Annotated in this window: 8 protein-coding genes; all 8 read right to left on the bottom strand. The window is 39.2% G+C overall.

Annotated elements, in window-relative coordinates; all coding sequences use genetic code 11:
- Positions 1-315 precede the first annotated feature (315 nt).
- Positions 316-10,935: a Vomp family autotransporter gene (locus V4P57_RS00450; protein WP_455466257.1), complete on the bottom strand. Its 10,620-nt coding sequence runs from the start codon at positions 10,933-10,935 to the stop codon at positions 316-318.
- Positions 10,936-11,759: 824 nt separating this feature from the next.
- On the bottom strand, positions 11,760-13,361 hold the full coding sequence (locus tag V4P57_RS00445; RefSeq protein ID WP_455466256.1) for a Vomp family autotransporter: 1,602 nt from the start codon (positions 13,359-13,361) through the stop codon (positions 11,760-11,762).
- 65 nt (positions 13,362-13,426) lie between these two features.
- Positions 13,427-13,564 carry a hypothetical protein gene (locus V4P57_RS00440; protein WP_455466255.1) on the bottom strand — a complete coding sequence of 46 codons (138 nt, stop codon included), beginning with the start codon at positions 13,562-13,564 and terminating at the stop codon, positions 13,427-13,429.
- Positions 13,542-13,919, bottom strand: a complete 378-nt coding sequence (locus V4P57_RS00435; RefSeq protein WP_455466254.1) for a phage DNA encapsidation protein — start codon at positions 13,917-13,919, stop codon at positions 13,542-13,544. The genes V4P57_RS00440 and V4P57_RS00435 overlap by 23 nt, the downstream gene beginning before the upstream one ends.
- A 14-nt stretch (positions 13,920-13,933) precedes the next feature.
- A complete protein-coding gene (locus V4P57_RS00430) occupies positions 13,934-14,116 on the bottom strand; it encodes a hypothetical protein (RefSeq protein WP_455466253.1) in 183 nt (60 codons plus the stop codon).
- A 116-nt stretch (positions 14,117-14,232) separates the two neighbouring features.
- Positions 14,233-14,427, bottom strand: coding sequence for a hypothetical protein (locus tag V4P57_RS00425; protein WP_455466252.1), 195 nt, complete (start codon positions 14,425-14,427; stop codon positions 14,233-14,235).
- Positions 14,428-14,623: 196 nt separating this feature from the next.
- A complete protein-coding gene (locus tag V4P57_RS00420) occupies positions 14,624-14,815 on the bottom strand; it encodes a hypothetical protein (protein WP_455466251.1) in 192 nt (63 codons plus the stop codon).
- Positions 14,816-14,826: 11 nt separating this feature from the next.
- A complete protein-coding gene (locus V4P57_RS00415; protein WP_455466250.1) occupies positions 14,827-15,102 on the bottom strand; it encodes a hypothetical protein in 276 nt (91 codons plus the stop codon).
- Positions 15,103-15,176: the final 74 nt, after the last annotated feature.

Below are 15,176 nucleotides of genomic sequence, written 5' to 3'. Positions count from 1 at the left end.
TCATCATACCCCCCTTTCAAATACTCTCTCAATCAAAATGAGTCTTACTAATATACCCTTTTGTATTTTTAGGGCCTATCAAATAAAATAGCAAGAAAAATAAAACTTTTTAGCATTCGAAGGCTATTTAATGTAAGTGGTGATGCAATTTTATTACACCTACACTAAAAGGCTTTCGTAAATCTTTAAGTTTTGTCAGAGTACTTATCTTTAAGGTAGTTGTATATTTATGATTTTGACCGAGGAATATTTTGCCACTGCTTAATTAAAGCAAGTGTAAGCGGAGGAATTCATTAAAATATTTTGTTTTTATTGTTAATTTAGCGTTAAACTTATTCCTACACCCACACCCCACTGACCTCCAGCACTCGTTACAGATAAATTAGAACGAACATTTCCATCTTCAGACGTATAACCAGCTCCAATAGCAAAGGCCGATTGACTAAGCCAGACACCTGTACCAAATGCAACACTTAACTTTCCAGGTGTATCATTGTAACGTAAATTAGATACAGCCAAACCAATAGCCGCTGCTTGTCTTGCCTCCTTCCGGACATCTTCAATACCATAACTCAACGCTTCAAACTTCATATCAGTGTAAGCTGTTACATCATTCAGAACATTACCCATAGCATTCGTTAAACGTTCATCCGTGTACTTATTCGCATCATCAAGAACTATCTTCATCTGCTGTTCAGTATAATCATGTAATTGACCGCCATTAACTGCTTCCTTAGAACCTGTCTCAATTGTGCCATCTCCAACATTATCTATCAATACCGGTGCACTTTCATCTCCACCAACTAACGTGATCCTGTTCTTTTTCTTTCCATCACTATCCTTATCATACTTAACAGCACCATCCGCAGCAACGGCTACACCTTGCACCTTTTTATCAATAGTATTTACCTTATCCTCAACTGCTGTAACCTTCTTATTCGTCTCCCAAAGCTGTCCTCCATTCACAACTTCCTTAGAGCCTTCTTCTACTTTACCATCCGCTACATGCGTAATCTTACTGTCTTCTTCATTATGACGACCGTCATAAGCCCCCTCTGCCTTATTCCAATTTAAACCATTCGAGGCAACATTCTTTTCAACACCACGAATGCGATCGTTGATATTCAACATACTGCCACTAACGCCATCAAATGCCTCTGCTACACTGTTGTACCCATGCTTCTTGTCATCCGCTGTACCATCTTCCTTGAAGTGTACAACATTGAATGTTGGACCTGTCCATTTACCATCATTATATCCTGCACCACCTCCAAAATAAGCAGCAAGCGTCTGATTCAGAAAATAAACTTGAGAACCATTAACCGCATCCGTTGACAATTCTGAAAGTGCTCCTGCTTTTACACCTGTGAGAGTCCGTGCAGCAGCATCAACGTTTGCAAGAGTAACTTTAGTGCCGCTTTTTTCACCACCAATCTTGATAATCTTTGTGTCAGCATCTTGCTTAACAAGACTATCAGCCACTACATTGTTAATTTTATTGTTCACCTCATTTTTAATATTCGTGAAGGCAGTATTAACACCTGCAAAAGCTTCCGCTACATTATCGTAGCTTTTCTCATCTTCTGTGCCATCAGTACCAAAAATCTTCACTATAAAGCTAGGAGCTTTCCATTCTCCATCCTCATATCCAGCATCACCACCAAAATACGTCGCAAGCGTCTTATTAAGAGAATAAAGCTGCGAACCATTCACCGCATCCGTTGAATTCGCTGAAAGCGCTCCTGTTCTTACCCCTGTGAGAGTCCGTGCAGCCCCATCAATGTTTGCAAGAGTAACTTTAGTACCGTTCTTTTCAGCACCAATCGCGATAACATGTGTATCCGTATCTTGCTTAACAAGGCTTTCAGACACTACATTGTTAATCTCATTATTGATCTGGGTGGTTAGCTCATTTTTAACATTCGTGATAGAACTACCTACTCCAGTCAAGGCTTCAGCCACACTCGTATAGCTCGTCTCTTCAGACTCACCACCTTCCTTAACTGTCTTAACTATAAAACTGGGAGCTTGCCAATTTCCTTCCGCATCATAGCCAGCTCCGCCATCAAAATACTTCGCAAGCGTGCTCTTCAACGAATAAAGTTGACCACCCGTGACTGCTTCCGTAGAGCCAGAAGCAATATTGCCATCTGCAAGGTGCGTAATCTTGCTATTCGTCTTTGCACCATCCTTGCCATGTTTGACAACAAATGCTTCTTCTTCCTTGTCCCACAATAAGGCATCACCTTTAACTTCTTCAGTAATATTCGTTATGCTTTGATTAAGTTCGTTGAACTTATTCGTTAGATTACTATTCACATTCTTGATATTCATATCAAGACCAGTAAAAGCAGAACCAACATCATTGAAAGATTTATCTAATACCTGACCATCTGCATCAACCTCAGATAATTTATAGGTTAGACCTGTAAACGCACCATCCTTAAAACCTGCATCTCCACCTAAATACTGCGCAACATCTTGAGAGATTTTATCAATCTGACCACCATTGACTGCATCATGTGAACCACTCGCAATCTGACCGTCCGCCACATTATGCAAACCAACGGGGGCGGAATCATTTCCTTTCCCAAAAGTCACACTCGTATAATTGGTTTCTCCATCTTCTTTCTTATCGTAAAGAACAACTGCAGAATCATCAGACTGAATATTTGCAGAAAGTTCCGCTAAACTTTTATCAAGCTGACCTTTGTTAACAGCCTCATTATCATTCTCAGCCGCCTTCACACCAGAAAGAATTCGATCTATACCATTCTTGTTCGTGATATTGATTTCACTGCCTTCTACTTCCTTACCAAGGTTGATGAGATGCGTCGTTTTATCTTGCTTAACAAGATTCTCGTCTTTCACACTACTAATCTCATTATTAATCTGGGCGGTTAGCTCATTTTTAACATTCGTGATAGAACTACCTACTCCAGTCAAAGCTTCAGATACATTCGTATAGCTCGTTTCTTTAGACTCACCACCTTCCTTAACTGTCTTAACTATAAAACTAGGAGCTTGCCAATTTCCTTCCGCATCATAGCCAGCTCCGCCACCAAAATACTTCGCAAGTGTCTCATTAAGCGAATAAAGCTGCGAACCATTTACTGCTTCTGTGGAAATTGCAGAGAGTTCACCAGCCTGAAGGTGCGTAATCTTGCCATTTACTTTTGCTCCATCTTTCTCATGAAGCGCTACAAAGGCATTGTCAGCATCACTCCACAACAACGCATTCTGCTTAATCTGCTCAGTAACCTCTGTATTGCTTTCAGTAACCTCTTTATGAAGATTCGCAAAAGATGTACCAATACCCTCAAAGGCAGCTGCAACACTGCTATAATCTTTATCCTCAACCTCAGTACCAGCTTCATTAACGATCTTAACTTTGAAAGTAGGAGCTGTCCATATACCATTCTCATAGCTAGCGCTACCGCCTAAAGTTGAAGCAACCCCAGTACCCAAGGTATGAAGCTGACCACCTGTGACCGCATCCGTAGAGCCATCAGTTATATCTCCATTTGCAAGAAACTTAATCTTGCTGTTAGTCTTTTTGTCTTCTTCCCCATGAAGCGCTATAAAGGCATTGTCAGACTTGCTCCACAATAAAGCATCGCCTTTGACGTGTTGAGCAATATTAGTGATTTTTTCATCAAACTTTTTGACCTCATTCGTTAGATGAGTATTCACATTCTTGACACTCGCATCAAGACCAGCAAAGGCTGAATCAACATCGTTATGGGATTTATCCGTTACCGTACCATCGTCAGTAATATTAGAAATTTTATAAGTCGGAGCTGTAAATACACCATTGCTAAAGGCTGCTTCACCACCTAAGAATTTCGCAACATCCTGAGAAATTGTATTAATCTGACCACCATTGACTGCATCATGTGAACCACTCGCAATATTCCCATCCGCTACATTATGCAAACCGACAGGGGCAGAACCTTTGCCTTTCCCAAAAGTCACACTCGTGTAATCAGTCTCTCCATTGTCACCTTCTTTTTTATCATAGAGAACAACTGCAGAATCACCAGACTGAATATTTGCAGAGAGATCCTTTAAACTTTTATCAAGTTGACCTTTATTAACGGCTTCATTATTTTGTGTCGCTTCCTTCACACCAGAAAGAGTCCGTTCTGCACCTTCATTGTTTGCAATATTGATTTCACTGCCTTCTACTTCTTTACCAATATTGATAACATGCGTCTTTTCATCCTGCTTAACAAGACTGTCACTTATAACTTTGTTAATTTCAGTTTTAATCTCATTATGAACATCTGTAATAGAACTACTCACACCGGCAAAAGCAGAACCAACATCATTATATTCCGTACCTTGAACAGTATAACTAGGCTTCTTATCTTGAAGCACATCGGCACCACCACCTAAATATTGTGATATATTTGTACCAAGAGACCATATATCAGTCTTAACGTGCACTATGTCAGCAGCATTCCTAAAAATATCGTTGTTAGCTTGTGCTAGGTCGGTAGTATTCTTAGTAACGTTACTGTTCGTTTCAAAAAGCTGCGAGCCAGTTACCGCATCCGTTGAGCTCTCTGAAAGTTCACCAGCCGCAAGATACTTAATTTTGCTATTTGTTCTTTCTGATCCATCTCCGTGTTGTGCAACAAATGCACTATCATTCTTGCTCCACGATAAAGAATCTTGCGCAACACCTTGAGATACTTCCTTAATACGCTGATTCACATTCTTGATACTTGTATCAAGTCCATCAAAAGCTGTACCAACATCGTTAAAGGTAGCATTTTCCACATTACCATCTATATCAACCTTAGATAATTTATAGATAGGACCCGTAAATGCACCATTCGTAAAGGCTGCATCTCCACCTAGGTATTTCGCAACATCCTGAGATATTTTATCAATCTGACCACCAGTGATCGCATCACGTGAACCCTTGGAAATATTACCATCAGCAACATTATGGAGACCTACAGCTGTAGAACCATTACCTTTTCCTAAAGTCACGCTCGTGTAATCAATGGTATCGTTTTCATTTTTTTTCTTATCGTAATGAACAACAGCTGAATCATCAGACTGAAGACTGTTCGAAAAATCTTTCAAGCCTTTATCAAACTGACCCTTGTTAACAGCTTCATTGTTTTGTGTCGCTTCCTTCACACCAGAAAGAGTTCGATCTGCGCCACTATTGTTCGCGATATTGATTTCACTGCCTTCTACTTCTTTACCAATGGTGATGCGATTCGTTGTGCCTTCTTTCTTAACAAGACTATCACCTTTTACATCGGTAATCGCATTATTAATCTCTTTGCTAATTTCATTTTTAGCCTTCGTGATAGAACTATTCACATTTGTGAAAGAGGTACCTACATCTGCAAAAACAGAAGCTATATCAGGATAATCCTTACTTTCAGAATTCCCATCTTCCTTGATTGTAGTAACCTTGAATGTAGGAGGCGTCCATGTACCATCCTCATATTTAGTGCCACCACCAAAGGATTTGGCTATATTCGTGGCTGCTGTTTGTAGATTACTAGTTACAGTATCAACCTTCTGGTTCGTAGAATAAAGCTGTGAACCCGTTACCGCATCCGTTGAGCTCTCTGAGAGATCACCAGCCGCAAGATACTTAATTTTGCTATTTGTTCTTTCTGATCCATCTCCGTGTTGTGCAACAAAGGATCCTTCAGAATCATCCCACAACAAAGCATTTCGATCAACTTTTTTAGCAATTTCATTGTGAATTTTCGTAATAGAACTGTCCACACCAGCAAAAGCACTGGTAACATTATCATACGTGGTATCTTGAACAGTATAACTAGGCTTCTTACCTTCAAGCACATCGGCACCACCACCTAAATATTGTGATATATTCTTATTAATAGACGATATATTACTGTTGGCTTTTGCTATGTCAGTAGTGTTCTTAGTAATATTACTCTTAGCCTCTGTAACATCATTATTAGTTTTAAAAAGTTGTGAACCCGTTACCGCTTCTGTGGAAGTTGCAGAGAGTGCACCATCCTTTACACCAGTAAGTGTACGCTGATTTTTATCTTTGTTGGTAATATCAATTTTATCACCTTCTACTTCTTTACCAATGGTGATAAGATTCGTGACTTTATCTTTCTTAACAAGACTATTACCTTTTACATCGGTAATCGCATTATCAATCTTTTTACTAATCTCATCTTTAACCTTCGTGATAGAACTATTCACATTTGTGAAAGAGGTACCTACATCTGCAAAAACAGAAGCTATATCAGAATAATCCTTATCTTCAGAATTCCCATCTTCCTTGATTGTAGTAACCTTGAATGTAGGAGACGTCCATGTACCATTCTCATATTTAGTGCCACCACCAAAATAGGTAGCAAATTTATCATTTGTCTCAAAAAGCTGCGAACCATTCACCGCATCCGTTGAACTCGCTGAGAGATCACCAGCCGCAAGATACTTAATTTTGCTGCTTGTTTCTTTCCCTTTTTCTCCGTGCTTTGCAACAAAAGATCCTTCAGAATCATCCCACAACAAAGCATTTTTATCAATTCCGGCAAAAGCGGAACCAACATCACGATACGTTGCGCCCTTAACAGTAAAAGTCGGTGCCTTACCTACCAATACATCGGCACCACCACCTAAATATTGTGATATATTCGTATCAAGAGACCATATATCAGTCTTAACCTGTACTATGTCAGCAGCATTCCTAAAAATATAGTTGTTAGCTTGTGCTAGGTCGGTAGTATTCTTAGTAACGTTACTGTTCGTTTCAAAAAGCTGCGAACCATTCACCGCATCCGTTGAACTCGCTGAGAGTGCGCCATCCTTTATGCCTGTAAGGGTACGATTCTCTTTATTTTTGTTGGTAATATCAATTTTATCGCCATCTATTTCTTTACCAATAGTGATAAGATTCGTTGCTTTATCTTTCTTAACAAGACTATCACCTTTCACATCGGTAATCGCATTATTAATCTGGGTGGTTATCTCAGAGGTAAATTTATCTTGTACATTCGTGAAAGAAGAACCAACTCCAACCAAAGCATCAGATACATTATTATAAGCTTTCTCTTCAGAACTCCCATCTTCCTTGATTGTAGTAACCTTGAATGTAGGAGGCGTCCATGTACCATTCTCATATTTAGTGCCACCTCCAAAGGATTTGGCTATATTCGTTGCTGCTGTTTGTAGATTACTAGTTACAGTATCCACCTTCTGGTTCGTAGAATAAAGCTGCGAGCCAGTTACCGCATCCGTTGAGCTCTCTGAAAGTTCACCAGCCGCAAGATACCTAATTTTGCTATTTGTTCTTTCTGATCCATCTCCGTGTTTTGCAACAAATGCACCATCATCCTTGCTCCACGATAAAGAATCTTGCGCAACACCTTGAGATACTTCCTTAATACGCTGATTCACATTCTTGATGCTTGTATCAAGCTCCTCAAAAGCTGTACCAACATCGTTAAAGTCAGTGTTTTTCACATTACCATCTGTATCAACCTTAGATAATTTATAGATAGGACCCGTAAATGCACCATTCGTAAAGGCTGCATCTCCACCTAGGTATTTCGCAACATCCTGAGATATTTTATCAATCTGACCACCAGTGATCGCATCACGTGAACCCTTGGAAATATTACCATCAGCAACATTATGGAGACCTACAGCTGTAGAACCATTGCCTTTTCCTAAAGTCACGCTCGTGTAATCAATGGTATCGTTTTCACTTTTTTTCTTATCGTAATGAACAACAGCTGAATCATCAGACTGAAGACTGTTCGAAAAATCTTTCAAGCCTTTATCAAACTGACCCTTGTTAACAGCTTCATTGTTTTGTGTCGCTTCCTTCACACCAGAAAGAGTTCGATCTGCGCCACTCTTGTTCGCGATATTGATTTCACTGCCTTCTACTTCTTTACCAATGGTGATACGATTCGTTGTGTCTTCTTTCTTAACAAGACTATTACCTTTTACATCGGTAATCACATTATCAATCTTTTTGCTAATCTCATCTTTAGCCTTCGTGATAGAACTACTCACATTTGTGAAAGAGCTACCTACACCTGCAAAAACAGAAGCTATATCAGAATAATCCTTATCTTCAGAACCCCCATCTTCCTTGATTGTAGTAACCTTGAATGTAGGAGGCGTCCATGTGCCATTCTCATATCTAGTGCCACCACCAAAATAGGTAGCAAACTTATTATTTGTATCAAAAAGTTGTGAACCCGTTACCGCTTCTGTGGAAGTTGCAGAGAGTGCACCAGCCTTTATGCCTGTAAGGGTACGATTCTCTTTATCTTTGTTGGTAATATCAATTTTATCACCTTCTGCTTCCGCACCAATCGTGATATGCTTGGTCTCGGTATTTTGTTTAACAAAACTACTGGATGCTATTTGTTGTTTTATTTCCTTTAGCTGAGAAAAATTCACCGCATCGTTATCGTCAGTGCCATTTTCCACATTTGTAATCTTACTACTTGCAGCATTAATACCTGTAGTCGTTATCTGGAGGCCCTCATTGAGGTGTAAACCTGTCTCATCTAAAACAATCCCATCGATTTTCAATCCTTTTGCATCTAAGGTACCCTTCCCGACTTCTACACTATTAACTATAACATTCTGAGCTAAATCAAATTTTACCTTATTGTCATTATCGCCTTTTGTAATATTTAGGTTGCTACTTCCAGTTACCAAATCCATTGAGTTGATTGAATTAACAATCGTCGCATTTGCACCATTAACAGAGAGTTCCCAACTTAGGGCTTCAGATTCTTGTAGAGCTTTTAACTGCGCAACATTCACTGCATCAGTGTCCTCCGAGCCAGCAGCAACACCTACAATCTTCCTGGTATTTCCAGACCGAATATCACCAATACTGAGTGCACCCAAACCGGCTATCCATGTGTTGTTCTGTATATCTAAGCCCTTTCTAAGTCTAGGATCATAACCCATACTACCAGATTCAACATCAGCTACAGAATAACTTCCCAGAGCAATACCATTATAAACTGATACTTGTGCTCGATAACCAAAAGCAATCGCATTTGAGATGATTCTTTCTCTGCCGGCTTTTTCTCCAACTTCTCTTTCAACCTTTGCATCTAAACCCAAAGCAATCGAAGCATATCCTAAAGCTCGTGCGCGGCTACCAATAGCAATCGAATCTGCCACGGATTCTGTAGAAACACCAATAGCAACACCACCAGCGTCGATCAGGTCTTCCTGTCTAGGAACAGACGCAAATGCACCCTCAGATTTTGCGCCAGCGCCAATAGCAACACCATGAGCACCAGATACAGATGCACCTGCACCTAAGGCAATTCCATTTAGCGAACCTAATACAGAATCCTTATTGGATTTATAATCCTTGAATTTATAATCCTTTACAGATGCGCCAACACCAAGAGCAAGCGAACCGCTGGAGAGTTTATCAACGCTGGCCTTGCTACCAAGAGCAACCGAATTTTCTGCAGCAGCCGTAGCATCTGCAAAGTCTTTGCCAGTAGTGTTAATTTGTAAACCTTTTATAACCGCTGTTTCTTGTGCTGCCTTTAGCAGTGTAAAATTCACTATATCGGTATCTTGAGTGCCCGTGGCTACATTTGTAATCTTTTTATTTGCAGCATCAATACCAGTAGTCGTTATTTCTGGGCTATTGGCAATTATTAAGTCTGTTGCGTCTAAGGTATCTTCTCCAACTTTTGCACTGCTCAACGTAATATCTTCAGCTAAATCGAATTTTAGCTTATTGTCGTCTTCATCTTTTGTAATATTTAGGTTGCTACTTCCAGCGGAAAAATCTACTGTCTTGTCTACACTAACAGCTGTATAATCCATACCACCAACAAGGAGTTTCCAACCTTTGTCTACGTAGTCTTGTAACGATTTCAACTGCGCAACATTTACTGCATCCGTATCTTGAGTACCAGCAGCAACTCTTATAATTTGCCTCGTTATGTTCTCATCAGAACTACCAACACTTACAGCACCTTGCGTACTTTTCCATGCGAGACTAGTATCTGTCGCATTCTTCTTCAAAAGAGGAGAATAACCTGCAACCCCAGCAACAACATCAGACAAAGAATAAGCCCCTAGAGCAACACTTCCCGCTGTCCTTGCCTCCGAATAATATCCTATTGAAGTAGACCTGTCACCTAGTCCATATGAGCGATAACCAAGAACAGTTGCACCATGCGCCAGAGCCTTAGAAGTAGCACCTATAACTAGTGAATAATCATCCTTTGCAATTGTATAAACACTCTCTTTATCTTTCTCGTTATTATACCCGTTACTATCATTAAATGCGGAATCTATTGCGGCACTGCTATTACCCAAAGATTGAGTCAATTGGCCTATAGAAATGCTATTCTTACCTGATGCTACCGACTTGTCACCTAAAGAAACAGCGTACAATTGTCCTGCCGGTACACGATCACTGTCCATGAAAGTGATGCTCTCAGAATTGCCAAGAATAGTATTATTAGTGCCTAGGGCTGATATCCTGAAATCTTCCCTGATCACACCGCTCCGCGAAGCATCAGATACATCAATAATATTTGCATCTGCACCATTTTTACTTAAAAGCATTTTTGTTAGAAAATTTGCATAGTCACTGTCCGTAGCAGAAAGCGTCCCTAGTCTATTCAGTGCGGCTAAATATCTTGCCTTTGGTACACTGGGATTGTCAAAGAGATCCACATCACTGTTATGACTGTCATAAGCAGAAACAATACTTCTATCATTTGCTTGAGAATAAACTGCCGTCGCATTCCTCATGCTTTGAAGAACTTGTTCTATTAAATCGAAATTTCCCGCAAAAACAGGGAAAACACTCGATAAAAACGCAGTCATTGCAGCCAGCAAAGAAACATTAACAAAAGAAAAACGAGAAGATTTCATATTACTCGCTGTTCGTGTGGCATACAATTTTTTCATGACAAACTCTCCAATGAAAAAAATTTAAAAACACATACAAAACATAAAAAAACCACATTTCAGCGCTACTGAATCTCCCCAATGGAATTTAGGGTTGGGGATAATCGCTTGAAGCGGGAACGTTTTGAGTCTTTTGTTTTCGTTTTTCATGTGCTTCCTATAATGAGATCTAAATGAGAAAACTGGGAAATATGTTAAATTGACATAAAAAGGACACATTTAGATTCTAATGTCGATCAGTCGTTGTAAGCTTTAACTGATGGGTTTTGTGTGTTTTGAATATTAAAAGCATTTTATCTGACAGAGAATTAGTTACTGGATGATTTTTTTGGCAAAGGGCATGCAACTTTCAACAAGAAGTATTTTTTAAGTTAAAGTAAGAAGATGTAATACTTAAGAAAACTTTAAATCTGTTAGAATTTTTGAATTATTTAGATAGAGTTTTCTTTTATAAGGTGTAATGCAACAGTGTAGATATGTATTTATGTTGCTTCTTTGTTTTGTACATATCATCATACCCCCCTTTCAAATACTCTCTCAATCAAAATGAGTCTTACTAATATACCCTTTTGTATTTTTAGGGCCTATCAAATAAAATAGCAAGAAAAATAAAACTTTTTAGCATTCGAAGGCTATTTAATGTAAGTGGTGATGCAATTTTATTACACCTACACTAAAAGGCTTTCGTAAATCTTTAAGTTTTGTCAGAGTACTTATCTTTAAGGTAGTTGTATATTTATGATTTTGACCGAGGAATATTTTGCCACTGCTTAATTAAAGCAAGTGTAAGCGGAGGAATTCATTAAAATATTTTGTTTTTATTGTTAATTTAGCGTTAAACTTATTCCTACACCCACACCCCACTGACCTCCAGCACTCGTTACAGATAAATTAGAACGAACATTTCCATCTTCAGACGTATAACCAGCTCCAATAGCAAAGGCCGATTGACTAAGCCAGACACCTGTACCAAATGCAACACTTAACTTTCCAGGTGTATCATTGTAACGTAAATTAGATACAGCCAAACCAATAGCCGCTGCTTGTCTTGCCTCCTTCCGGACATCTTCAATACCATAACTCAACGCTTCAAACTTCATATCAGTGTAAGCTGTTACATCATTCAGAACATTACCCATAGCATTCGTTAAACGTTCATCCGTGTACTTATTCGCATCATCAAGAACTATCTTCATCTGCTGTTCAGTATAATCATGTAATTGACCGCCATTAACTGCTTCCTTAGAACCTGTCTCAATTGTGCCATCTCCAACATTATCTATCAATACCGGTGCACTTTCATCTCCACCAACTAACGTGATCCTGTTCTTTTTCTTTCCATCACTATCCTTATCATACTTAACAGCACCATCCGCAGCAACGGCTACACCTTGCACCTTTTTATCAATAGTATTTACCTTATCCTCAACTGCTGTAACCTTCTTATTCGTCTCCCAAAGCTGTCCTCCATTCACAACTTCCTTAGAGCCTTCTTCTACTTTACCATCCGCTACATGCGTAATCTTACTGTCTTCTTCATTATGACGACCGTCATAAGCCCCCTCTGCCTTATTCCAATTTAAACCATTCGAGGCAACATTCTTTTCAACACCACGAATGCGATCGTTGATATTCAACATACTGCCACTAACGCCATCAAATGCCTCTGCTACACTGTTGTACCCATGCTTCTTGTCATCCGCTGTACCATCTTCCTTGAAGTGTACAACATTGAATGTTGGACCTGTCCATTTACCATCATTATATCCTGCACCACCTCCAAAATAAGCAGCAAGCGTCTGATTCAGAAAATAAACTTGAGAACCATTAACCGCATCCGTTGAGATTTCAGCAATATTACCATTGGCAAGAAAAGTGATCTTGCTGTTAGCTTTCGCATCGCCCGCTCCATGCTGTGCTACAAAGGCGTTACTCTCATTACTCCATGATAAAGAATCTTGTGCAACTCCTTCTGAGACTTCCTTAATGCGATTGTTAACAATCTTGATATTCTCATCGAGTCCTTTAAAGGCTTTTTCAACACCTTCATACGGTTTACCTGTTACAATTCCATCTGTGGCAATGTGCGATAATTTGTAAGTTGACTGTGTAAAAGAATCCTCTTTAAATACCGCACTACTACCTAAGAACTTGGCAGCATCTTCACCGATTTTGTTAACCTGTCCACCCGTGATTGCATCATGTGAATTCTCTGCAACTTGACAATCGGTAACATTATGGAGACCTACAGCTGTAGAATCCTTACCTCTTCCTAAAGTCACACTTGTGTAATTAATGCTGCCATTTTCATCACCTGTTTCATCATAATAAACAACAGCTGGCTCATCAGACTGAAGACTGTTCGAAAGATCTTTCAAGCCTTTATCAAGCTGTCCTTTGTTAACAGCTTCATTGTCTTGTGTCACGTCCTTCACACCAGAAATTGTACGGACATCACCTGATTTGTTTGCAACATTAATCTCTATGCCTTCTATTTCCTTACCGATGCTGATATACGATCCGCTTCTCCACCACCTTGCTTAACAAGACTATTTCCTACTATTAGAGCCTTTATCTCTTGTAGCTGCGCAAAATTCACTGCATCCTCAGATCTTTCCCCAGCTGCCACTCCTGTAATCTGTTTTATGATGATTTTTTAATTCAAAAAAGTCGAAATATGGGTTAAATTGAGAAATGCTATTACCTAAGCATATGATACAACCATCGTCACGATGTCTAAATATTGTTTCACATAGGCTAATTAATTTTTCAGGTTTATTTTTTAGATATTTACTCCGTTTATTGCCAGCAGAAATACCATCCACAGTTATTCTATCCCCATCAGACAACAGAATGCCATCATTACTTATAGAGCTTCTTCCAGCGCTAACTTGCTCCACTGTAATATTCTTAGCTAGATCAAATTTTACATTATTATCTTCCACACCTTTTGTAATTGTAAGGTTGTCACTTGCAGCCGACAAATCTACAGTATCTTTTATACCAACGGATTTAGCAGTTTTACCTCCAACAGATAATGTACAACCTTGGCTACGTATGATTGTAATGTTTTTAGCTGTGTAAAATTAGCGGCATCATACAATTCAATACCAGCTGCCACTCCTACAATCTGGCGCGTTTTTTCTGAACAAACATTACCAACACTCACCGCACCTTGCATACTTTTCCATGCAAAGTTGTCAGACTATGAAGAACCTTTAGTATAAGGACCATAACCGATAGCGTCAGGAGCAACATCAGCCAGAAACTCGCTCCCAATCACAACACCGCTCTCCACTAACGCTTCAGCAGAAGTACCCAAAGTAATAGAATACTTTTTTTCTTTGCTTTTGAAAAAGTTCCTAAAACAGAGCTATAGTGAGCGCCTGCCCATGCACGGTGACCAAGAGCAGTCGCGCCACTGTCTAAAGCCTTAGAAATCGCATCTACAGCTGTTGTATAATTACCCATTGCCCATTGATAATCGTCCATACTTAATTCATCTGGTGGACCACTATTAAATTAAGAACCTATAGCAATAGCACTATGATCCGTTGCATAAGCAATTTTACCTATAGCAATAGCATCTATACTTAATGCCTTTTCCCATGGACCTGTAGTAATGGAACTATTACCATCTGTCTATGCTTGATAACCCGCTGTATAAGAGTGACTAGCCAAAAAATTTTTATAATTCTTCCCTCTGTCCTACTGCTCTCGTTGTATATTCACCAGCGATTGGAATTGCTCTTGCCACTAATGTCGTTGAATAATTACTTGATGCCATTACTTGCCAAATTGTAGGCGCAAAAGATTCAACACAAAATTCCGATTTCTTATTCACATTTTCAGCTTTTAAACCTTCAACTCCTGCAGTCATATCCACACTCATCACACCAACACTCGATGCCTTTGAATCATTATCAGGTGCGGTTTTTTCTTACTATCCAGCTTAGAAACTTGAACGGATTTACCTTTCTCATTCACCACGACATTATTGGAGTGCACATCTTTAGTGTTTACAATCACACCAACGGTTACAAGAGAAACATTTGATAAAAATGCGACTGCTACAGCTAACAAAATTCCCATAACTACATATAACGAATAAGAAAAGCGAGGACAATTCAAGTCATTCGCCGTTGTTGTGGTATATAATTTTTTCATAATACCCCCCCTCATAATAATAGATTAAAAACACAAAAAAGGTATGCTCTAGAACTCTAAAGCCTTCTTATTTC

Source organism: Bartonella sp. B39, assembly GCF_053795145.1.
Note: the sequence above shows the minus strand (reverse complement) of the source record. Positions and strands in the feature narration are given on the sequence as shown.

Bases quoted from the DNA above. Each gene is read 5' to 3' on its own strand.
- V4P57_RS00450 (WP_455466257.1), bottom strand. From the start codon at position 10,935: ATGAAAAAATTGTATGCCACACGAACAGCGAGTAATATGAAATCTTCT.
- V4P57_RS00415 (WP_455466250.1), bottom strand. From the start codon at position 15,102: ATGAAAAAATTATATACCACAACAACGGCGAATGACTTGAATTGTCCT.
- V4P57_RS00420 (WP_455466251.1), bottom strand. From the start codon at position 14,815: ATGACTGCAGGAGTTGAAGGTTTAAAAGCTGAAAATGTGAATAAGAAA.
- V4P57_RS00425 (WP_455466252.1), bottom strand. From the start codon at position 14,427: ATGGACGATTATCAATGGGCAATGGGTAATTATACAACAGCTGTAGAT.
- V4P57_RS00430 (WP_455466253.1), bottom strand. From the start codon at position 14,116: ATGCAAGGTGCGGTGAGTGTTGGTAATGTTTGTTCAGAAAAAACGCGC.